This window comes from Streptomyces sp. NPDC045778 (genome assembly GCF_056431945.1).
Genome location: NZ_JBWKJZ010000004.1, coordinates 81,286 through 104,687 on the forward strand (window position 1 = coordinate 81,286; position 23,402 = coordinate 104,687).

The following is a 23,402-nucleotide window of genomic DNA, read 5'->3' on the forward strand; positions in this document are numbered from 1 at the left end:
GGTGGGCCTGCGCGGGCCCACTGTTGAACGCTCTGCCGTTTGATCGATGCGTCCGTCAACCGGACCACGCTGGTCGGCGTGTCCCGTGGGAGGCGGTGCGGCGTGCGCAAGAGGCGTTGTCTCGAAACGCGTGGGTGGTTCTTTCGAGAGAGAGGATCACGACTCGGCTCGGTGTCGTCATCAGATTTTCCCCGTGTGATCAAAAAGGCGTCCGAAAGCCGTGGCCTTCGGGCGGGTCTCCGGACGGATCGATCGCTGTGGGGCGGAAATCCGAGTGGTCGGCGTGCACGGGATCCTCGCGGCGGCGCCACCGCGGCTGATGCCGGTACGAGCGGCAGACAGGCTGATCACTATGTGTGCAACTCCCCTCTTCTCAGAGCTTCTCAGAATCTCCGTGCCGGGGTGATATCAGCGAACGTGATCCGAACGAGCGGGACGTCATGCCCGGAGTGAGCGGCGGGCGCCGGTCACGCGAGCGCGACACCGGACCGGGAACGAGCATGGAGCCCCTCGGTGGTCGAGGTCTCACTACCCGTACCTCGATGTACCGTGAAAGGGCTCCAGGTGACTGTCCATGATGCCATGGCCGATGTCTTCGGGGAAGCGCGATGCCCCCCGGGAATTCTGGTGCGGCATGTGGCTCATTGCCGCCCGGTGACGTCGTATCGGCGGCCCCGCAATTTCGTTCACGACTCATGTTTCTCAGGCCGCGTGCCGTTGGGTCCGTTCCGGCCGCGGCCCGCGTGGACGGGATGAACGACGGTCGGGGCGGCCGGTGTCCCGGCTGCCCCGACCGTGGTGAGCGATCGCCTCCGCCCGGTTTCAGCCGGTGCGTTGCAGGGCCATCTCGCGGTACTCCGCGACGCGGGCCCCCGACTGGCGCCGCGCCATCCGGCCCAGGACGAGCGGAGCGAGGATCAGTCCCAGGGCCGCCCACGCGCTGAGGACGCCGAGGGTCTCCAAGTGCCGCCAGGAGTCGTTGATCTCGACCACGACCATGTCCTCGGGCAGCAGCGCGGAGCGCATGCCCAGGCCGAGCCAGTACACGGGGAAGATCTGGGCGACCCACTGGAGCCAGTCCGGCAGCGAGGTGATCGGGTAGAAGATCCCGGAGATGCCGATCAGGCCCATGACCGGGACCGACATGGCGCCCGCCGCCCGCGGGTTGGAGACGAGGGCGCCGAGCACGGCCCCGATGGACTGCGTGGCCACGAGCCCCAGGGCCAGCACCCAGGCCAGGGTGAGCCAGGCGCTCACCGCGTCGAGCCGCAGCCCCTCGACGATGAACGTCCCGGGGATCAGCAGGATCGCGAGGTAGACCACGATCGACCCGGACGTGGTCACGAGTTTGCCCAGGAAGTAGGCGCGGATGCCGTGCGGCAGCGCCTTGGCGCGCAGCAGGGTCCCGTCCTCGCGCTCCACGGTGAGGTACTGGATCATGAGGAGCATGCCCAGGGCGATGAACATGCCGAGTACACCGGGCATCACGAGGGTGCCCAGCTTGAATCCGCTGTCCTGGAATTCCTTGTTGCGCAGGAAGAAGACGGCCGTGAGGGTGAGCACGGGCCACAGCAGCTGGTTGATCAGCTCGGAGGGGGCGAACGCCTGGCGCAGCTCGATCAGGCCGCGGGAGAGCCCGGAGCGCATGGGTGTCGTGGCGGGATTCATGGCGTCGGCACCTTCACGTCGTCGGCGCGGGTCTCGGTTCGGCCGGATTCGGCCCGGCGCACCAGGAACAGATAGGTGTCCTCCAGGGAGGACCGGTGGACTTCGAGGTTGGCGACGGCCGCGCCGTGCCGCTCGAACAGCTCGCGGACGAACCGCGTGGAGTCGCTCACCGACCGCACGTACCGCTGGCCCTCGATGGACCAGCGCACCTCGTCCTCGCCGACGAACTGCTCGGCGAGTTCGCCGGCCGTGCCGTCGGCGACGATCCGGCCCTCGTTGAGGATGATGATGCGGTCGGCGAGCTTCTCCGCCTCGGCCAGATCGTGCGTGGTGAGCATGATCGTGGTCTCCTGCGTCGCGACGACGTCCAGGATGAGGTCGTGGAACGTGCGCCGTGCCTCCGGGTCGAAGCCCGCGGTGGGCTCGTCGAGGAACAGGATCTCGGGGCGGCCGACCAGGCCGATCGCCACGTCGAGGCGTCGGCGCTGTCCGCCGGAGAGCATCCTGACCTGTTTGTCGGCGTGCTCCGTCAGGCCGACGTGGTCGATCAACTCCGTTACGTCCCAGGGGCGTTGGGTTTCCGGCGTGGCGTAGGCGGCGTAGTAGGTGCCCATGTGGGCGAGGAGTTCGCGCACCCGCCACTTCGCGTGGTCGCGCCAGGATTGCAGGACGATGCCCACGCGGGCCCACCAGGCCTCGTCGCCGTGCTCCGGGTCGACCCCGAGGACGTCGACCTGTCCGGCCGACCGCTTCCGGAACCCTTCGAGGATCTCGATGGTGGTGGTCTTGCCGGCTCCGTTGGGGCCGAGCATGACCAGCACTTCGCCCTTGCGCGCCTGGAAGTTCACGCCTTTGAGGACGTCGTTGGTGCCGTAGCGCATGCGCAGCCCGTCCACCTTCAGGGCGACTTCGTCGCTCGGTTTCATCGGCTTGCCTCTCGTGTCGTGGTGTAAGTCGTCCATCGGGGCCGTCCCTTGAGGAAGGTGGGTCGTGGCGGTGGCCGACGCCGTGGCCGGTCGGCCGGAACATGGGTGGGGTGGGCTGCCGCGGGGCGGCCTGCGGGGAGGCGCGGCGCTCTCTCGCGTACGCGGGGCGGCGGGGAAGGCCACCGCGAGCGCGGTGGCGGTGCCCAGAGGTCGGGCTCCGGAGCCCGAGCTGACTCATAGTCAATTCGCTGGGTGTGCGCGGCCGTTGGGCGCCAGGGTTACTGGCGGGGGCAGGAACGCCGACCGCCGGGCGTGTACGTCTCGGCCTGGCCGCCCAGGCCCGCTCGTCTAGGCCTCGTCGTCGCGCAGCGACTGCTCGACGCGCTGCCTCAGGGCACCGCGGTCGACTCCCGCGACGGACAGGGCGCGCGGGACCGTGCCGTGCTCCAGTCGCAGGATGCCGAGGAGCAGGTGGCCGGGCCGCAGGTCCTTCTTGTTCTGGACGGCCGTCACGCCGCGCTCCAGGGCCAGCTTGGCGGACTGCCCCATCTTCGAGGGCGGCGCGGTGGACACCCGCGGCACGGGCAGGTCGCGCTCGGCGATCGACACGCCCGCCACCTCCAGGCTCGCCCGGAACTCCTGCCGCAGCGCCTCACGGATCGTCCCGGGGTCGAGCCCGGCCGCGCCGAGCGCCCGCCCCGCCGCGCTGTCGCGCTCGGCGGCGATCGACAGGAGCAGATGCTCCGCTTCGATGGTCACGGAGCCCGCCTGCTGGGCCTCGCGCGCGCCGGCTTCCATGATGGCTCCGGCGTAGTCGTCGAAGAGCTGTCGCTTCACTTCATCCTCCTCTTCAACTCGACCCCGACATCGATCAGACGCCGGGCATGCTTCTTGTGGACCGCTTGGCGTGTCACACCGAGCGCCTCGGCGACTTCCAGCCAGCTCCAGCCCGTCCGCATGGCCTTCTCCACCGCGGAGTCCTCCATCTGATCGGCCAGTCGCCGCAGCGCCACCACCGCCGCCAGCTGCTCGGCGGGGTCCTGTGACACGGCCCTCTCACTCACACTCGCCATGTAAGCAACCTAGGTTGACTAAGGAGGCTTGTCAAATCAGGTTGCTTAGCGGGGTGGCCGGAGGACAGGACGCGGCCCCTGAGCGCCGACCCCGGGGTCCGGCAGGGGTCAGGCGAGGGCCCGCCGGGGGCGGTCGCGACCGGACGATCATCCTCCGGGCGCCGGGACCGATTCATGCTTTTCCCATGAGAATTTCACGACCAACGCATGAAGTTCGCAATGGCGTATATGCGTTTGACTCGTGCATACTGTGCCCAGTCGCAATTCCCCTACGCACGTTCATATGCGCGCACCACAAAACGGAGGGACGATTACTCATTTATCCGGGTTCCACTTTCGCTCGAGGTCTCCCCTCGACGCTCCCGTAGCCATTCGGAGCTGTGACCTGGAACTCTCATCACCTTGACCAGTGGAGAGAAACATGGACCTGGCACTGACCGACCCGAGGGCCGGAAACCGGTCCGGCGGCACGCGTGGCTCGCATACGACGCGACCCACGGCGGCGGGGAACAGGGACAGAATGTTCGTCACGGCAGGACTCGGCAACGATGTCGGCATCCAGACGCGCCGGGCCGAGCTTCGCATACCCGCGGGCCTGACCTTCGAATCCTGGCGCCACATCGGATGCAACCTGACCATGATCTCCAACTCTTCCGGTTGGTGGCTCGGCGACTGGCTGGTGTACGGGGAGAACAGGTTCCCCGAGCGATATCGCGTCGTTCTCGACGAGACGACGCTCGACTACAAGACCCTGCGGAATTACGCCTGGGTGGCCCGGAGATTCCCGCCCTCCCGGCGTCGCGACGCACTGAGCCTCCAGCACCACGCCGAGGTGGCCGCCCTGCCGAAAGCGGACCAGGACCGCTGGCTGAAACAGGCGGAAAGAGAGAAATGGTCGACCCGGCGGCTGCGTAAGGAACTGCGCCAGACCCAGGGGACGGCCATCGAAGCACCGGAAGAGAAATCCATAAAGTTCGTCATGAGCCTGGACGCCGGCCGGAAGGACCTGTGGACGCACGCCGCGGCCGCGGTCGGCATGCCGCTCCAGGACTGGATGGCCAAAGTGCTCGACGAAGCGGCCGTCGCCGTGGAATGACGGCATACGCCCTGCGGCCCGGCGCCGTCCCGCGACCCACGGAGGTCGGGGGACGGCGCCGGGCCTTTCCCCATGGCTCAGGCCCGGCTCGCCCGCGGCTCCCGCGCCGCTCAGCCGGCGCGGACGCGGATCGGCAGCGACGAGACGCCCATGGTGTCGGGCGCCTGCATGAAGGTGGGGGGCTTGTCGGGGTCGGTGCGCAGCTCCGCGTAGCGGTCCAGGAGCATGTTCAGCGTGACCCGGCCCTCCATCCGCGCCAGGGAGGCACCCAGACAGAAGTGGATGCCCCGGCCGAAGCCGAGCTGCGGGTTGGGCGTGCGGCCCGGGTCGAACGCCATCGGGTCGGCGAACACCCGCTCGTCGCGGTTCGCCGCCCCGAACCACAGCAGGACCATCTTCCCCGCGGGCAGCCGCTGCCCCGCCAGCTCCACGTCGGTGGCGGTGGCCCGGTAGGTCGCCGCGACAGGGCTCAGATAGCGCAAGGACTCCTCGATCAGACCCGGCACGAGCCTGCGGTCCGCCCGGACGCGCGCCAGCTGCTCGGGGAAGTGGTCCAGGCACAGCACCGTGTTGCCGAGCAGCATCGTGGTCGACAGATACCCGGCGATGAGCAGCATCTTGGCGAAGCCGACGATGTGCTCGTCGCTGAGCCGCTGCCCGTTCAGCTCGGCCGCGAGCAGCCCGCCCAGCAGATCGTCGCGGGGGCTGCGGCGGCACCGCGCGATGTGCTCCCGCAGATAGCCGAGCATCGCGCGCATGTACTCCATCGCGGCCCCGAAGGCGCGCTCCTGCTCCTCGACGCTGTCGGCGAGCGACGTGTCGCCCATCTCGCCGACCACCCCGGTCATCCACGCCTCGAACAGATGGCGGTCCCCGGCCGGGATGCCGAGCAGCTCGGCCACCACCGTCACCGGCAGGGGGTAGGCGATCGACGTCATCAGGTCGAACTCGTCCTCGTCCCGGACGGCGTCGAGGAGTTGGCGGGCGAGCTGGGTGATCTGGGGCTCCAGTTCGGCCACGACCTTCGGCGTGAAGGCGTGCCGCACCACGTCGCGCAGCCAGCGGTGGTCGGGCGGGTCCATCTGGAGCAGATCGCCCTCGGTGAAGGAGTCACCGGCGTTGTCGGGCATGAGCCGCGCCGTCTCCGCCGACGAGAACGCCCCGGGCGTGCCGAGGGCCTCCAGCACCTCGGCGTGGCCGTAGACGTTCCAGGCGTCCATGGACTCGTCGTACCGCACGGGCCGCTCCAGCGGGCGGCCGTACAACCAGAACTGATCGGGGTGGATGCCCCACCGCTCGGCGAGGGAGGTCATCGGCCCGCACCCGCCGCCGGCCCGCCGGCCGGCGCGGCCATGGCCGCGCGCAGGCTCCGGGGCCGCAGATCGGTCCAGTGCTCCTCCACGTACGCCAGGCACGCGTCCCGCCGCGCGCCGCCGAAGACCACGCGCCAGCCCTGGGGCACCGGAGCGAACGACGGCCACAGCGCGTGCTGGTCCTCGTCGTTGACCAGGACGAGGAAGTCCCCGTCCGCCGCGTCGAAGGGGTTGGCGCTCATGGAAGGACTCCCTTGTCTCCGCCGGCGCTCGCACCGGCCAGTCTGTTCGCGATCGACACGGTGATCTCGCCGCTGCGCGTGGCCAGGTTCGAGAGCAGCGACGAGGACAGTCCGTGGGTGTGCTCGGTGCCGCCCTGCACATAGATCCCGCAGTGCAGGCCGGGCGCGGTGACGAGCCGGAAGTCCCGGTCGACCTGGAGTCGTCCCTCGGCGTCGCGCAGGCACCAGGGGGCGAGGTCGCCCAGGACCGCCGCGGGGTCCATGGGCTCGTACCCGGTGGCGCAGACCAGCACGTCGAGGTCCACGTCACAGGACTCCTCGCGGGCCGTGGAGTGCAGCGTGACCCGGACGTCGTTCTGGACGGACTTCACGCCCACCACCCGTGTCAGGTTGAGGAAGCGCAGCCGCCGCGTGCCCGCGAGGTCGTCGTCGTAGGCCCGCCGGTAGAGGCCCTTGATGACCTCGCTGTCGACCACCGAGTAGTTGGTGTTCTTGTGGTAGTGCCAGAAGGCGTCGCGTGAGCGCCGCGTCCCGTGGAAGTAGTCGTCGATCGCGCCGGGGTCGAAGACCTGGTTGGCGAACGGCGTGTTGTCCGCGATCGAGTAGCCGTACGCCGGGACGATCGCGTAGATCTCCGCGTCCGGCAGGGTGTCGTGGAGGAACCCGACGATCTCGGCGGCGCTCTGCCCCGCCCCGGCGACGGCCACGCGCCGCAGCGGGCGGTGGTGGTGCCGGAACCGGTCGAGGAACTCCGAGCTGTGCCAGACGGACGCGTCGGCCTCCACCCCGGCCGGCATCCTCGGCACGAGCCCGGTGGCGATGACGACGTTGCGCGCCTTCACCAGGCGGGTGGCGCCGCCGGGGGCCGTGTCGCACACCGTGAGCAGGACGTGGTCCAGCGGTGTGCGGGCCCCCGCCGGTGTGCGCAGGGCGGTGACCCGCGAGCCGTAGCGGACGCGCGGGCGCAGCCTGGCCTCCGCCCACTCCAGGTAGTCGTGGAACTCCTTGCGGGTCGGATAGAAGTCCTGGTTGTTGACGAACCTCGCGAGGCGGCCCGACGCGTGCAGATAGGCGACGAAGCTGTAGGGCGAGGTGGGGTTGCGGAAGGTGGCCAGGTCCTTGAGGAACGAGACCTGCATCTTCGCCGACGGCAGCAGCATGCCGCGGTGCCAGCTCAGCGAGGCCCGCTGTTCGAAGAACGCGGAGGTGACCGGGTCGGGGTGCTCCTCCAGCGCGATGGCGAGCGAGAGGTTGGCGGGCCCGAAGCCGATGCCCACGACGTCGTAGGTGTCCGGTCCTTTCACGTCCACGGGGAAGTCCCTTCGTCTTCTTCCACCGGCTTCGGCCGGCGGCCGCCGTCGTCGCCCGCCGGCGACCGCCGGCGCGCGGCCTCGTTCATCGTCGTGCGCCGTCGTTCTCCGGCGAGATGACGGGCGATGACCTGGCAGATCTCGGTGGCGGGGCCGGGCAGGTACAGGTCCTCGTGTGCGCCGGTGATGTCGTACTGGTGCAGGGAGCCGTGGACGTACGGGCGCCAGTGCCCGGCGAAGCCGCCCCCGGGCCGCGGCACCGCGTTGAAGAGCAGGGCGTCGCCCCGGTACACGGGTGAGGTGAAGTCCCCGATCAGACCGGTGTAGTTGACGATCGCGGCGACCGCCGTCTCCACGAACGGCGCGTCGGCCCCGCCGGTGAGGTGTTCGGCGAAGTAGTCCCGCACGGCGGCCTCGGTGGGCGGTGCCTGGGCGGCCAGGTGCTCGCCGGGCGCGCTGTCGAGCAGGGCGAGGAGGCCCACCTCGTGGCCGCGGCGCTGTAGTTCCGCGGCCACCGCGTGGGCGAGCGTCCCGCCGACCGAGTGGCCCATCACGTGGAAGGGGCCCGCCGCCTGGACGGCCAGGATCTCGTCGGCGTAGTCCGCCACCATCTCCTCGACGGACCGGGGCAGCGCGGCCGACCCGTCGAGCCCCTTGGCCTGGATGCCGTACGCGGGCCGGTCCCGCGGAAGCAGCGCGGCGAGCCCCAGATAGGGCCAGCAGATCCCGCCGCCGGGGTGGATCCACCACAGGGGTTCGCGGTCGCCCCGGGTCCTGATGGGCAGGACGGGGGCCAGCGGGTCGGTGGGCCCGGCCGGGGCGTCGTCCGCCGCCACGGCCTCGGCGAGTTCGGCGGCGGTCGGGTGCTGGAACACGGTGGCGAGCGGTACGTCGGCGCCGGTCACGACGCGGATGCGGTTGACCAGGCGCGCCGCCGAGAGGGAGTGCCCGCCCAGGGCGAAGAAGCCGTCGTCGACGCCGACCCGGTCGAGTCCCAGCGTCTCGGCGAACAGGTCGCACAGCAGGCGTTCCCGCAGGGTTCGCGGGGGCCGGCCGGTCGAGGACCGGGCGTAGTCCGGGGCCGGCAGGGCGCGCCTGTCCGGCTTCGCGCTCGCCGTCAGCGGGATGTCGTCGACGACCATGACGACGGCGGGTACGGCGTGCTCCGGCAGGCGCTCCCGCAGGTGGGCCCGCAGCTCGGCCTGTGCCGTCGCGCCGCCGCGCTCGGTGAGCGTGACGTAGCCGACCAGGCGCTCGTCGCCGCCGGGCGCGTCGACGACGACCACGGCCCGGTCGACCGCCGGGTGCTCCAGGAGGGCCGCCTCGACCTCGCCCAGCTCGATGCGCAGTCCGCGGAGTTTGATCTGGTCGTCCTCGCGTCCGCGGAAGGCCAGTTCGCCGTCCGCGGTCCACGCGACGACGTCGCCGGTGCGGTACATCCGCTCGCCCGCGGGCCCGAACGGGCAGGCCACGAAGCGCTGTGCGGTGAGCGCCCGGCGGCCGAGATACCCGCGCGCCACTCCGGCACCGGCGATGTACAGCTCCCCCGGGATCCCCGCGGGAAGCGGCCGCAGCGCGGCGTCGAGCACGTACACCTGGGAGCCGGGGATGGGGCGGCCGATCGGCGGGATGCCCTCGTCGCCGGTGAGCGGGGCGGTCATGAGGGTGGCCGCGGTGGTCTCGGTGAGGCCGTAGATGTTGACCATGCGCCGTCCCGGAGCCCACCTGCTCACCAGGTCGGGCGGGATCAGCTCGCCGCCGGTCGCGAGCGAGGTGACGGTGGACAGGGCTCCCGGCGGCAGCTGCGCGAGCGCCCCGATCGGGCACATCAGGTGCGTCACGCGGTTCTTCGCGACGGTGGCGGCGAGCACCGGCCCGGCGGTCAGCTCGGCCTCGTCGGCCACCACCAGGGTCGCCCCCGACAGCAGCGTCGTGTAGATCTCGCACAGCGAGACGTCGAAGCTCGGCGACAACAACTGGAGCATGCGGCTGCCGGACGTCACCTCCAGCCTGTCGGCGTGCGCCGCGACGAGGGCGGCGATGCCCCGGTGCGGGACCGCGACGCTCTTGGGCCGCCCCGTGGACCCCGAGGTGTACAGCACGTACGCGAGGCCGTCGGGGTCGGTGGTGCCGGGGACGGTCACCTCCTCGCCCTCGGGCAGCGGGTGGTCGAGGCGCAGCACCGGTACGGGGAGCCGTGCCAGCGCCTCCGCGGTGGTGGCGTCCGCCAGGGTCAGGCACGCCCCCGAGTCGGCCATCATGTAGGCGATGCGCTGGTCCGGGTAGCCGGCGTCGACGGGCAGGTAGGCGCCGCCCGCCTTGGCCACGGCGAGCAGCGCCACGATCAGCTCGGGTGAGCGCCGGGCGGAGACCGCCACCACCGACTCCGGGCCCACCCCGTGCTGGAGCAGGGCCCCGGCCAACCGGTCGGAGCGGGCGTCGAGGTCCTTGTAGGTCAGCGCGTGCGGCCCGTGCGCCACGGCGGTCGCGTCGGGGCTCGCGGTGACCTGGGAGGCGAAGAGTTCCGTGAGCGTGCCGGGGACCGGCTCGGGCGCCCGCCGGCGCGCGGGGGCGGCCTCGGTGGTGATCGCCCCGATCGGTGTGTCCGGGGCCTCGGCCAGGGTGCGCAGGACCGCGGCCAGCCGGTTGACGACCTCCGCGGCGGTCTCGGGGGCGAACAGGGCCTGTTGGTACTCGACGACGACGCGCAGGGCGGGGTCGGCGGACGCCGCGACGCCGAGGGGGTAGTGCGTGCCGTTGGGTGAGGTGACTCCGGTGATCGTGATGCCGCCGGTGTCCTTCGGCTCGTCGTCCGGCAGCGGAACCGTGATGCCGCCGGTGTCGCCCGGGTCGTCGTCCGGCGGCGGGTCGGAGGAGTCGGAGGTCCTGGAGGGAGCGGCCTCGAAGACGGCGACGGTGTCGAAGAGGTCGGGCAGGCCCGTCCGCCGCCTGATGTCGGTCAGTGGATGGTGGTGGTGGTCGAGCAGCGCGGTCTGCCGACGCTGGAGGTCGGTGAGGACGTGCTGGAGGGTGGTCCAGGGGGTGCAGGTGAGCCGGACCGGGACGGTGTTGATGAACAGGCCGACCATCGACTCCACGTCCGCCACGGCGGGAGGACGTCCCGAGACCGTGGTGCCGAACAGCACGTCCCGCCGTCCGGTCAGACCCGCGAGGACGATCCCCCACACCCCGTGCACCAGGGTGCTGAGGGTGACGCCCATCTCGGCTGCCCTGCGCGGCAGTTCGGTAGCGATGTCCTCGGGCAGCGGGACCTCCAGGCGCCGGGCGGTGCTCTCCGGAGCCGTCGGCCGCGGCTGCCGGGAGGGGGCCAGGAGGGTGGGTTCCTCGACGCCGTCCAGCTCCTGTGCCCAGGCGCGGGCGGACGCCTCCCGGTCCTGACCGGCCAGCCAGGTGAGGAAGTCCCGGTAGGCGGGCGGCGGTGGCAGCGCCGAGGCGTCGCCGCCGGCCGCGTACAGCCACAGCAGTTCGCGCATGAGCAGCGGCACCGACCACCCGTCGAGCAGGACGTGGTGGGCGGTGAGCACCAGGACGGCCGCATCGGCTCCCGTCAGGACCAGGGTGAGCCGGATCAGCGGCGCCGCCGCCGGGTCGAAGTGGGCGGCCGCGTCGTCGGCGAGGAGCCGCCGCAGCGCCCGGTCCCGCTCCGGCTCGGCGAGGTCGCGCAGGTCCGCTTCCCGCCAGGGCAACGTGACGTCGTCCAGGACCAGTTGGACCCACTCCCCCGCGGCGTCGCCCGCGAAGGCGACACGCAGGTTGGGGTGCCGGTCCAGCAGGGCCTGCCCCGCCGCGCGCAGCCGGGCCGGGTCCACCGTCCCTGCCAGGTCGTGCACCAGTTGTACGTGGTAGGGGTCGTAGCCGGTGCCGGAGAGCAGGGACTGGAAGAGCAGGCCGGACTGGAGGGCCGTGAGCGGCCAGATGTCCGAGAGCGCGGGGTGGCGCTGCCGCCAGGTGTCGATCTGCGCCTGCCGCACCGCCACCAGGGGCACGTCGGCCGGGACGAGCCCGCCCGCGCCGGGCCGGGCGGCGTGGCGCGCCAGTTGGGCGAGGGCGGTGCGCCACAGCTCGGCGAGGCCGCTCACCTCGTCCCGGGTCAGCACCCGGCCGGCGAAGCCGAAGCGTGCGGTGAGGCGGGGCCCGTCCGCGGTCTCGGTGACGTACGCGTTCACGTCCAGCGTGGACATCAGGGACATGTCCGGGTCGCACCGCACGGTCAGGCCGGCGGCGCAGGGGGCCTCGGTCCAGCCCAGGGAGCGCAGGTGCTCGGGCATGTCCGTCGCCGCGAACCGGCCGAGGTAGTTGAAGGTCACCTGGCCGGAGGGGTAGCGCGCGAGGTCGGCGGCGGCCTCCTCGTTCAGGTGGCGCAGCATGCCGTAGCCGAGGCCCTTGTGGGGCATCCGGAGCAGCTGGGTGCGGACGGCCTTGACCACGTCGCCGACGGCCGCCTCCACGAGGGCCGGATCGGCGTCGTCGGCGGCCGGCCGCAGCGCCGTCCCGGGCAGGTCGACGCGGAGCGGGAAGAGGCTGGTGAACCAGCCCACCGTGCGCGACAGGTCGGTCCCCGAGGCGATGGTCTCCTCCCGGCCGTGGCCTTCCACGCGCAGCAGCGTCGAGGGCTCGGTCACTCCGCGCGCCTGGCGCCACCGGCCGACGGCGAGCGCGAGCGCGGCCAGGAGCCCCTCGCCAGGCCCGCAGCGGAAGGCGGCGGGCACTGTGGTGAGCAGTTCCGTCGTCAGGTCGGGCGGCACCTCCACGTCCAGGCTTTCCGCCGTGGCCTGGACGTCGACGGCCGGGTCGAGGGCCCGGCCGCCGATGAGCGGGTCGGGGCCGTCGAGGACGGACCGCCACAGCGGCAGCTCCGCCGTCAGCTCGTCCGTCGCCGCCAGGTGGGCGAGCGTGCGCGTCCAGTGCCGGAAGGAGGTGCCGACCGCCGGGAGCCGGGGCGTGTCACCGGCCCTGACGCGGTCCCAGGCGGCGGCGAGGTCGGGCAGCAGGACGCGCCAGGACACCGCGTCCACGACCAGGTGGTGCAGGGCGACGACGAGCAGCCCGGGGTCGGCCCAGACGAAGCGCGCCATCACGCCTGCCGCCGGGTCGAGCAGGCCGAGGGCGGTGTCCAGCTCGCGCTGGAGGCCGGCCGTGCCGTCGCCTTCGGCGCGCTCGGCCCGGGTGACGAGGGCGCGGACGTCCACCGAGCCCGGCGGCTCGATACGCAGCGCGCCGTCCACGAGGCGGGAGCGCAGCATGTCGTGGTGGTCGACGACCGCGGTGAGCGTGGCGAGGAGCCCCGCCTCGTCGATGTCGGCGGGCAGGTCGAGCACGGTGGCCATGGCGAAGCGGTCGATCGGCCCGTGCTCCAGCAGGTACGCCCCCATGGGCGGCAGCGGCAGGGTGCCGAGGCCGCTGTCGCCCGGCTCCGCAGGGGTGCGCGCGAGGGCGGCCCGCTCGTCGGCCCGCGCCGCGAGCTTGGCCACGGTCCGCAGCTCGAACATCTCCCGCGGGGTGATCTCGACGCCCCGCGCCTTGGCCCGCGAGACCACCTGGATGGACCGGATGCTGTCGCCTCCGGCCAGGAAGTAGTCGTCGTGGACGCCGACCCGCTCGATGCCGAGGACGTCGACGACGACGGCGGCGAGCGCCGCTTCCGTCGGCGTCCGCGGCGCCTGGTAGGTGGCGGTGGGCGCGGTCCGCCTGGCGGCGGCGGGGGCCGGGGCGTCGACCACGCCGAGCGGGGCGCGGGGGTCGGCCACGGCGCCGCGCAGCAGCTCGACGAACCGGCGCGCCAGGTCCTCGACGGTGGCGCGGTCGAACAGGTCGGTGGCGTATTCGACGTAGCCCGTCACGCCGCGGCCGGGGACGTCGACCATGATGAAGGACAGTTCGAGCTTGGCCGTGGCGGTGTCGACGGTGTCCATGGCCGTCCGGAGCCCGCTCAGCTCGAAGTCGCCGTCGGTGACGTTCTGCCAGGAGAACATGACCTGGAACAGCGGGTGGTAGGCCGTGGACCGCTCCGGGTTGAGCAGCTCCACCAGCCTTTCGAAGGGGATGTCCTGGTGGTCGTAGGCCGCCAGGGCGCGGTGCCGCACCTCGTCGAGGACCTCGGCGAACGTGGGATTCCGCGGGGTCCTGACGCGCAGCACCCAGGTGTTGACGAAGAACCCGACCAGGTCCGTCAGCGCCTCCTCGGTGCGGCCCGCGATCGGGGACCCGATGGTGAGGTCGTCGCCGCAGCCCAGGTCGCGCAGGAGCGCCGCGAGGGCCGCCTGGAGGACCATGGACGTCGTCGCGCCGCGGGCGGCGGCCAGTTCCTCCACGGCGGTCATCAGGCCGGGGTCCAGCGGGAAGGTCACGAGGTCGCCGCGGTGGCTCATGACGGCGGGCCGGGGGCGGTCGGTCGGCAGGCGCAACGGCTGCGGTACGCCGTCGAGTTCGGCACGCCAGTAGTCGGCCTGGGTGGCCAGCACGCTCGCGGGGTCCTCCTCGTCCCCCAGCAGTTGCCGCTGCCACAGGGTGTAGTCGACGTACTGCACGGGCAGTTCACGCCACTCCGGCGCGGAGCCGCGCAGCCGGGCGGCGTACGCCGTGCTCAGGTCGCGCATCAGGGGGGCGATGGACTCGCCGTCGCCCGCGATGTGGTGGATGAGCAGCAGCAGTACGTGTTCCTGGGGGCCGCACCGGAAGGCGCGGGCGCGCACCGGGGGTTCGGTCGCCAGGTCGATGAGGTGGACCGCGGCGTCGGCGACGGCGTCGTCGAGGGCGGCGGGGTCGACCTGGACGACGGGGACGTCCAGGGACACCTGGCCGATCGGCAGGATCCGCTGGAAGGGCACGGCGTCGTCGTCCTGCGCGACCAGCGTGCGCAGGCTCTCGTGGCGCGCCACCACGTCCCGCAGCGCCCTGCGCAGGGCGGCGACGTCCAGGGCGCCGTCCAGGCGCAGCACGATGGGGACGTTGTAGGTCGCGGACGCCCCGTCGAAGCGGTGGGCGAACCAGACGCGGTGCTGGGCGGGTGACAGCGGCACATGGTCGGGCCGCGGTTCGGCGCGGCGCAGCACGGGGCGCTCCGAAGGACCGGTGGGCAGGTGCTCGACCAGCTCGGCGACGGTGGGCGCGTCGAAGACGGCGCGGATCGGCACGTCCACCCCCAGGGCCACCCGGATCCGGCTGACAAGGCGGGTGGCGAGCAGCGAGTGGCCGCCAAGGGCCGAGAAGTCGTCGTCGATGCCGACCTTGTCCAGGCCGAGGACCTCGGCGAAGAGCAGGCACAGCAGTTCTTCGCGCCGGGTGCGCGGGGCCCGTCCGCGCCCGGCGCCCGCGCCGAGGTCGGGGGCGGGCAGCGCGGCCCGGTCCAGTTTGCCGCTGCTGGTCAGCGGCCAGGCGTCGAGGGCCACCACGGCCGTGGGCACCAGGTGGGCGGGCAGGCGGTCCGCCGCGTGGGCGCGCAGGTCGTCGCCGAGCTGCCGGGGGTTGAACCAGCGCTGCTCAGCGGGTGCGGGGGCGGCCTGCGGGGCCGGCGGGGTCACAGCCCCGGGGCGGACGGCGTAGACGGAGTGCATGTCCGTGCCGGCCAGTTGGTCCTCTTGCCGCACGGTGACGTCGAAGCCGTGCTCGCGCAGGAGGCCGCGGATGTGGGTGAGGCGTCCTTCGATGTCGTGGACCTCGACGGCCAGCTGGCGGATGAGCGGCCAGTGCTCGGGCTCGATGCCCCGCAGGACGTCCAGCTCGCTCTTCTCCGCGTCGATCTTCAGCAGGTCGATCACCGGGAGGTCGTGGTCGCGTATGACCTGCGACAGCGTGCGCATCTCGATGGTGAGCCGCTCGCTGCGCAGCCGCTCCGTCAGCAGTTCGGCGAGTTCCGCCTCGTCGAGCCCGGCCCGCTCGCCGTCGTCGCCGACGACCAGCTCCAGCATGCGGCGCTCCTCGGCCTCGTCGGCGAAGCGCCCGGAGAGCAGGGACAGGTCGGGGTAGTAGGTGAACTCGGCGGTGCCGGGCGCGCTGCCGATGCCGCAGTTGGTCACCACGGCGTCGATGCCGTGCAGTTCGGCGTTGAGCTGGAACATCCGGGCGAGTTCGGGCATCGGTTCGAACGCGTGGATCCGGGCGTCGGGCCACTGCCGGCTGACGAACAGCGAGAACAGGCCGACGTGGCCGCCGACGTCGACCACCCGGGCGCCCGGCGGCAGGGTGATCCCGGCCTGGAGGTAGGCGTTGTGCGCGAAGATCTCGTCGTACAGGAACGCGGTGCTGGAGGGGTTGCGGGCGTGGACGGTCATGCCGTTGGGCAGCTCGTGCAGCTCCTTTCCGTCGAGCCGTCCCTCGCGGCGCAGGCGGCACAGGTTGGCCACGGCCGGCGCCGTGGCCGGGTCCGGCACCACGTAGGCCACCAGGAGGGGCCCGGCGCCGCTCTCGCGGGCGAGGACGACGGCCCGCTCGACGCCGGGGTGGTCGGTCAGGACGGCCTCGATCTCGCCGGGTTCGACGCGCCAGCCCCGGATCTTGACCTGGTGGTCGGTCCTGCCGAGGTAGGTGACCTGGCCCTGGCTGTCCCAGCGGACCAGGTCGCCCGTGCGGTACATGCGCGTGCCCGGCGCGCCGAAGGGGTCGGCGACGAACCGGTCGGCCGTCATGCCCGGCCGGTGGACGTAGCCGCGGGCGAGCTGGTCGCCCGCGAGGTACAGCTCCCCTGCCATGCCGGGGGCGACGGCGGCCAGGCGCTCGTCCAGGACGTAGAGCCGGGTGTTCCACACGGGCCGGCCGAGGGTGACCGGGCCCGGCCCCGCCGGACACGGCGCGGCGGTGACGTCGACCGCGGCCTCGGTGGGCCCGTACAGGTTGTGCAGGCGGGCGCCGAGGACGGTGTGGTACCGGTCCCGCAGGGCCGGGGGCAGCGCCTCGCCGCTGGAGATGACCTCGCGCAGGCTGGTGCACCCGGCCGCCGCGGGGTGCTGGACGAAGTCCTGGAGCATCGAAGGGACGAAGTGGACGAGCGTGACCTGGGCCCGCTGGACCAGGGCGGCCAAGTAGTCCGCGTCCCGGTGCCCGTCCGGCCTCGCCACCACCAGCGTGGCGCCCGACATCAGCGGCAGGAACAGCTCCCACACCGAGACGTCGAAGGTCAGGGGCGTCTTGTGCAGGACGCGGTCCGCCTCGGTGACCGCGTAGTGGTCGCGCATCCACAGCAGCCGGTTGACGATGGCGGCGTGTGTGACCGCCACGCCCTTCGGCCGGCCGGTCGAGCCCGAGGTGTGCAGGACGTACGCCAGGTTCGCGGGGGTCGCACGGGTGCCGCGCCCGGTGTCCGTGGGAGCGGCGGCGGTGTCGGCAGGCCCGTCCGGCTCGTCGACGGTGACGCGGGTGGCCCCGCTCGGGAGCGGCGCGTCCGGCGTGGTGACGGTGAGCACCGGGCGGGCGTCGGCGTGGACGTGGGCGATCCGGTCGGCGGGGTGGTCCGGGTCGACCGGCACGTAGGCGGCGCCGGTCTTCAGGATCGCCAGGAGGGCGACGACCATCTCCACCGAGCGGGGCAGCATCACGGCCACGACGGTCTCCGGCCCCGCGCCGCGGGATGCGAGGCGGCGCGCGAGCCGGTCGGCGCGCTCGGTGAGTTCGGCGCGGGTGACGGTTTCGTCCTCGTACCGCACCGCGATGGCCGCCGGTGTCCGGGCGAGCTGCTCCTCGATCAGTTCGGTGAGGGTGACGGAAGGCACCGCGTGCGCGGTGTCGTTCCACCGGGTGACCACAAGGTCGCGCTCGGCCGGGTCGAGCAGGGTGACGCGGCCGACCGGGGTCCGCGGGTCCTCGGCGAACTGCCGCAGGATCCACCGGAAGCGGTCGGCGATGCCGGTGACCACCTCGCGGTCGAAGACGTGCTGCTGGTACTGGAGGACGAGCCGCAGCTGCGGGTCGGCGTCCGCCACGACCGCGAGCGGGTAGTGGGATCCGCCGTAGGGCGTCAGACCCGTGACGGTCACCCCGGTGCCCGCGTAGGCCTCGCTGAGGCCGACGTGGTCGATGGGGTACGACTCGAAGACGACGAAGGTGTCGAACAGCGGGGTCAGGCCCGCGGCCCGCTGGATGTCGGCCAGGCCGCGGTGGTGGTGGTCGAGCAGCGCCGCCTGGCGGTCCTGCTGGCGGGTCAGCAGCTCGGCGAGGGTGTCGTCGGCGGGGCAGCGCACGCGCACGGGCAGCGTGTTGATGAACACGCCCACCATGGAGTCCACGTCGGGGACGGCGGGCGGGCGGCCCGAGACGGTGGCGCCGAACACCACGTCCGAGCGTCCGGTCAGCCGGCCGAGGAGGATCGCCCAGGTGCCCTGGACCAGCGTGTTGAGGGTGATGCCCAGCTCGGCGGCGCGCCGTGACAGGTCGCGGGCCAGGGCGGGGGACATCGGGACGGCCACCTGGCCCACGTCGGCGGCGCCGACCGCGGAGGCGCCCGGGGCCAGCAGGGTGGGCCCGTCCACCTCGTCCAGCTCCGCCGCCCAGGCGCGGGCGGCCGCCTCGTGGTCCTGCTCCGCGCGCCACTGGAGGAACTCCCGGTAGCCGCGCACGCGGGGAAGGGCCGAGGCGTCGCCGCCCGTGCCGTACAGCTTCAGCAGGTCCCGCAGCAGCAGCGGGACCGACCATCCGTCGAACAGGACGTGGTGGGCGGTGAAGACCAGCTCGGCGGTGTCCGCGCCCGTGGTCACCAGGGACAGCCGCAGCAGCGGCGGCGACGCCAGGTTGAAGTGGGTGCTGCGGTCGTCCTCCAGGAACCGCTCAAGGTCCGCGCCCTGGTCGGCGTGGCCCTCCTGGCCGCTGAGGTCGAGGTGCCGCCAGGGCAGTTCGATCCGGTCGGATATGACCTGTACGTGGTCGCCGTCGCCGTTCGGTACGAAGGCGGCGCGCAGGTTCGCGTACCGGTCGAGGAGGCTCTGTCCCGCCGCGCGCATCCGGTCCGGGTCGACCCGGCCGGACAAATGCAGGACGAGCTGTACGTGGTAGGGGTCGAAGCCCGAGCCCGCCAGCATCGCGTGGAACAGCAGCCCGGACTGCAAGGGTGTCAGCGGCCAGATGTCGGCCACCGCGGGGTAGCGGCGCTCCCACTCCTCGATCTGGGCCTGGCGCACCGTCACCAGCGGCACGTCCGACGGCGTCAGGCCCCCGGCGCCCGGCTCGGTGACGTGCCGCGCGAGGGCCGTGAGGGCGGCGCACCACAGGTCGGCAAGCTCGCGCACCTCCGGCGCGGTCAGGACCCCGCGGGGGAAGCTGAACCTGGCCGAGAGCAGGGGTCCCTCCTCGGTGTCGGTGACCAGCGCGTTGACGTCGAGCGCGGACAGGGCGGGCATGTCGGGGTCGAGGTCGGCGAGGAGTTCGGCGGTGCCGGGGGCGCGGTTCCAGCCGAGGCCGCGCAGGTTCTCCGGCATGTCGGCCTCGGAGTAGCGGCCGACGTAGTTGAACGCGATCTGGCCGGAGGGCAGCCCCGCCAGCTCGGCCGCGGTGTCCTCGTTCAGGTAGCGCAGGAGGCCGTAGCCGAGCCCCTTGTCCGGGATGCGCAGCAGTTGCTCCTTGACCGCCTTGACGGCGCGGCCCAGGGCCGGGCCCGAGGCGAAGGCGCCGTCCGGCGTGCCGTCGCCCGGCCCGGCGCTGTCGTCCGCTCCGGCGACGTCCAGGCGTACGGGGAACATGCTGGTGAACCAGCCCACCGTGCGGGACAGGTCCGCGCCCGGCACCACGTCCTCCTCGCGGCCGTGGCCTTCGAGGCGTACGAGCAGCGAACTCTCCTCGACGCCCCGGGCCCGCCGCCACCGCCGGACCGCGAGGGCCAGGGCGGCCAGCAGGCCGTCGTTGACGCCGCCGTGGAACGTCCGGGGCACGTCGGTCAGCACTGCCTCGGTGACCTGGGCGGGCACCCGCACCCACAGGTGCTCGACGGTGGACATGACGTCCACGGCGGGGTCCGGGCGGCGGGTGCCGAGCACCGGGTCGGGGCCCTGGACCACGGAGCGCCACAGCGGCATCTCGGCACTCCGGCGCGGCGCCTCCTCGGCCAACGCGTGCGTCCAGCGGCGCAGTGAGGTGCCCACGTCGGGGAGGGTCGGCGTCCGGTTCTCGCGCACCCGCTCCCAGGCCGCCGCGAGGTCCGGGAGCAGGATCCGCCAGGAGACGGCGTCCACCACGAGGTGGTGCAGCACCATCAGGAGCCGCCCCGGGTCGCACCACACGTACTGCGCCATGACGCCGGCCGCGGGGTCGAGGCGGCCGGTGGCGGCGTCCAGTTCCGCGCGGGCCTGGTCCTCCCACGGCTCGTCCCGCGGCACGCGGCGCAGCAGGGCGCGGGCGTCCACCGAGCCCGGCGGCAGGATCCGCAGGCCGTCGGCGTCGAGGCGGGACCGGAGCACGTCGTGCCGGTCGAGCACGGCGGTCAGGGTCGCCACGAGACCGGCCTCGTCGATGCCCTCGGGGAGGTCGAGCACCATGGACATGGAGAAGCGGTCGTACCCGCCGCCCAGTTCCCGCATGAACCGGGCCACGGGCGGCAGCGGCAGGAACCCCACGCCGCCGCCGTCCAGCTCCGCCAGGTGCTCGTCGGTGCCCGAGCGCGAGCAGGCAAGCTCCGCGAGGCGTGCCACCGTGCGGCACTGGAAGACCTCGCGGGAGGTCAGCTCGATGCCGTGGGCCCGGGCCCGGGCGACGACCTGGATCGAGCGGATGCTGTCGCCGCCCCGGGTGAAGAAGTCGTCGTCGACGCCGACCCGGTCCACGCCGAGGACTCCGGCGTACACCGCGACGAGGATCTCCTCCTCGGGGGTGCTCGGGGCGCGGTACACACCGCCGGTGAACTCGGGGGCGGGCAGCGCCGCGCGGTCCAGCTTGCCGGTCGGGGTCAACGGCAGCTGGTCGAGGACCACGAAGGCGGCCGGCACCATGAACTCCGGCAGGCGCTTCACGACGAAGGCGCGCAGCTCGGCGATCGAGAGCCCGGCGGACAGGTCGACGTTCTGGTGGCGCCCGCCGCTGCCGGTGTGGCGCGCGGTGCGCCCGGTCGGGACCACGTAGCCCACCAGGTGGCGGCCGGTGGGCAGGTCGTGCGTGGTCACCACGGCGTGGGTCACGCCGGGGTGCGCGGTCAGCGCGGCCTCGATCTCGGCGGGTTCGATCCGGAAGCCGCGGACCTTCATCTGGCTGTCGTCGCGCCCGACGAACTCAAGGCGGCCATCGGCGTCCTGGCGGACGAGGTCGCCGGTGCGGTACATGCGCTGCCCGGGCGGCCCGAAGGGGTCGGCCACGAAGCGTTCGGCGGTCAGCGCGGCGCGGCCGTGGTAGCCGCGGCCCACCTCGCCGGCGACGTACAGCTCCCCGACGACTCCCGGGGCCACGGGTGCGAGTCCCGGACCCAGGACGTAGGTGCGCATGTTGCCGAGGGGGGTGCCGATGGGTGAGCTGCTCGACGCGTCCGGCGGGGGCGGGTCCTGGATGACGTGCGCGGTCGCGTAGAAGCTCTCGCTCTGGCCGTACCCGTTGACCACGCGGACCCCTGGGAAGGCCTGTTGCACCTGGCGCACCAGTGACGTGGGCAGCGCCTCGCCGGCGAAGACCAGGCTCTCGACCTGGGTGTGCGGGGCGATCTGGTCGACGAGTTCGGCGAAGACCGAGGGCACGGAGCTGATCACGCTGCCGGTCCAGCCGCCCCGCTCCCCCAGTTCAAGGACGTCCCGCACGACCTCGACGGTGCCGCCGGTGGCCAGCGTGGTGGCGATCTCGAAGACGGACACGTCGAAGCCGATCGACGTGCCGGCCAGCATGCGGGCGCCCGGCCGCAGTCCGAGCGCGGCCGCGAGCTGGGTCACGCCGTTGACCACGCCGCGGTGGGTGATCGCGGCGCCCTTGGGCGTGCCCGTGGAGCCGGACGTGTACAGGACGTAGGCCAGGCCGTCCGGGTGCGGGGCGGCCACCGTGACGTCCGGGCCCGTGTCCTCGGCCGTCAGGTCCTCCAGGCACACCACGGGAAGGTCCCCCGTCGGCAGCGCGCCCGCCGTGTCCGCCGCGGTGAGGACGAACACCGGGCGGGCCTCGGCGAGGACGTGCTCCAGGCGGGTGCTCGGATAGCGGGGGTCGACGGGCAGGTACGCGGCGCCGGACTTCAGGATCGCAAGGAGGGCGACCACGAGGTCCGCCGACCGCGGCAGCGCGAGGGCGACCAGCGTCTCGGGGGCCGCGCCCCCGCGGACCAGGGCGCGGGCGATCCGGGTCGCCCGCTCCTCCACCTGCCGGTAGGTCAGCTCGTGCCCGTCGTGGACCAGCGCCACCGCGTCGGGCGTCGCCTCGGCCTGGCGCTCGAAGAGTTCGGGGACGGTCGCCCGGGGGATCGGGGCCGCGGTGTCGTTCCACCGCGCCAGCAGCGCGTGCTCGGCCGGGGTCAGCACGTCCACCGCGCTGATCGGGGCGTCGGTGTCCGCGGTGAGCCGGCGCAGCACCCGTACCAGGCGTTCCCCGACGCGCACGACGGTGTCGCGCTCGAACAGGTCGGTGGCGTACTCCAGGTTGCACACCATCCCCGGGGCGGCGTCGGTGAAGTTGAACTCCAGGTCGAACTTGGCCGTCGGTGTCGCCACGGTCCGCATGGAGGCCCGGAGTTTGGGCAGGTCCAGGTCCATGCGCTGGTTGTTCTGCCAGCTGAACATCACCTGGAACAGCGGGTGGTAGGCGGTGGAGCGCTCGGGGTTGAGGGCCTCGACGAGCCGCTCGAAGGGGGCGTCCTGGTTCTCGTACGCGCTCAGGGCCTTGTCCCGTACGCGGTCGAGCACCGTCCCGAGCGACGGGTTGCCGCTGAGGTCGGCCCGCAGCACCCAGCTGTTGACGAAGAACCCGATCAGGTCGGCCATGGCGTCGTCGTTGCGGCCCGCGACGGTGGCGCCGATCGTGATGTCCTCGCCCGCGCCCAGGTGGTGCAGCAGGACGGCGAGGGCGGACTGGAGCACCATGGGCGTGGTGACGCCCCTGGCCGCCGCCAGGTCCTCGACGGCGGCCACCAGGCCGGGCTCGATGGCGACGGACACGAGGTCGCCGCGGCGGCTCGGCCGCGGGGGCCGCGGCCGGTCGGTGGGCAGCCGCAGCTGCTCGGGGGCGCCGGCCAGTTCGGCCTTCCAGTACCTGAGCTGGGTGGCGAGCACGCTGTCGGGGTCGTGCTCGTCCCCCAGGATCTCCCGCTGCCACACGGCGTAGTCCCGGTACTGCACCGGCAGGTCCGGCCACTTCGGCTCATGGCCGGTGGCGCGGGCCCGGTAGGCGGTGGTCAGGTCGCGGGCGAGTATTTCCGTCGACTCCCCGTCGACGGCGACGTGGTGGACCACCAGGACCAGCGTGTGCCGGTCCGGCGCCGACCGCAGCAGGCTCGCGCGGACGGGGATGTCGGTGGACAGGTCGAAGCGGTGGGCCGCCTCCTGTGCCACCGCGGCCTCCAGGTCGTCGGGCGCAACGACCGTCACCGGCACGGGCAGCACAAGGCGGCTCACCGGGACGATCTTCTGCGTGGGTACGCCGTCCTCGTCCTCGATGAACACCGTGCGCAGGGACTCGTGGCGGACGACGACGTCCCGCAGGGCCGCGCGCAGCGCGGTGACGTCCAGCTCGCCGTGGAGCGTCACCTCGAAGGGCACGTTGTAGACCGCTGAGGGCCCTTCGAGCCGGTCGATGAACCACAGCCGCCGTTGTGCGAAGGAGATAGGGATCACTTCGTCCGCTCCTCGATCATTCTCGCCACGCGAGCCAGGGCCG

The 23,402-nt window shown here is 72.8% G+C and carries 9 protein-coding genes; 1 reads left to right on the forward strand and 8 read right to left on the reverse strand.

Annotated features, from left to right (window positions below; all coding sequences use genetic code 11):
• Positions 1–822 precede the first annotated feature (822 nt).
• The 4 genes from AC07GB_RS06550 to AC07GB_RS06565 all read right to left on the reverse strand — a co-directional run bounded on the left by AC07GB_RS06550 (position 823) and on the right by AC07GB_RS06565 (position 3,667).
• Positions 823–1,668, reverse strand: a complete 846-nt coding sequence (locus AC07GB_RS06550) for an ABC transporter permease (RefSeq protein ID WP_478842218.1) — start codon at positions 1,666–1,668, stop codon at positions 823–825.
• Positions 1,665–2,630: an ABC transporter ATP-binding protein gene (locus AC07GB_RS06555; RefSeq protein WP_478842220.1), complete on the reverse strand. Its 966-nt coding sequence runs from the start codon at positions 2,628–2,630 to the stop codon at positions 1,665–1,667. The genes AC07GB_RS06550 and AC07GB_RS06555 overlap by 4 nt, the downstream gene beginning before the upstream one ends.
• 312 nt (positions 2,631–2,942) lie before the next feature.
• Positions 2,943–3,431, reverse strand: a complete 489-nt coding sequence (locus AC07GB_RS06560) for a Clp protease N-terminal domain-containing protein (protein ID WP_478842223.1) — start codon at positions 3,429–3,431, stop codon at positions 2,943–2,945.
• Positions 3,428–3,667 carry a hypothetical protein gene (locus tag AC07GB_RS06565; protein WP_478842225.1) on the reverse strand — a complete coding sequence of 80 codons (240 nt, stop codon included), beginning with the start codon at positions 3,665–3,667 and terminating at the stop codon, positions 3,428–3,430. The genes AC07GB_RS06560 and AC07GB_RS06565 overlap by 4 nt, the downstream gene beginning before the upstream one ends.
• A gap of 520 nt (positions 3,668–4,187) precedes the next feature.
• Here AC07GB_RS06565 and AC07GB_RS06570 point away from each other — a divergent pair.
• Positions 4,188–4,763 (forward strand): LmbU family transcriptional regulator, encoded by a 576-nt coding sequence (locus AC07GB_RS06570; RefSeq protein WP_478842227.1) that lies wholly within the window; start codon positions 4,188–4,190, stop codon positions 4,761–4,763.
• Positions 4,764–4,873: 110 nt separating this feature from the next.
• On the opposite strand, the gene AC07GB_RS06575 is transcribed toward AC07GB_RS06570, so the two are convergent.
• From AC07GB_RS06575 to AC07GB_RS06590, 4 genes are read right to left on the reverse strand one after another with little or no spacing between them, the layout of a single operon-like run.
• Positions 4,874–6,076, reverse strand: a complete 1,203-nt coding sequence (locus tag AC07GB_RS06575) for a cytochrome P450 (protein ID WP_478842229.1) — start codon at positions 6,074–6,076, stop codon at positions 4,874–4,876.
• A complete protein-coding gene (locus tag AC07GB_RS06580) occupies positions 6,073–6,318 on the reverse strand; it encodes an MbtH family protein (RefSeq protein ID WP_478842231.1) in 246 nt (81 codons plus the stop codon). Before AC07GB_RS06580 ends, AC07GB_RS06575 begins: the two co-directional genes overlap by 4 nt.
• Positions 6,315–7,628, reverse strand: coding sequence for a lysine N(6)-hydroxylase/L-ornithine N(5)-oxygenase family protein (locus tag AC07GB_RS06585; protein WP_478842233.1), 1,314 nt, complete (start codon positions 7,626–7,628; stop codon positions 6,315–6,317). Before AC07GB_RS06585 ends, AC07GB_RS06580 begins: the two co-directional genes overlap by 4 nt.
• On the reverse strand, positions 7,619–23,359 hold the full coding sequence (locus AC07GB_RS06590; protein WP_478842235.1) for an amino acid adenylation domain-containing protein: 15,741 nt from the start codon (positions 23,357–23,359) through the stop codon (positions 7,619–7,621). Before AC07GB_RS06590 ends, AC07GB_RS06585 begins: the two co-directional genes overlap by 10 nt.
• Positions 23,360–23,402: the final 43 nt, after the last annotated feature.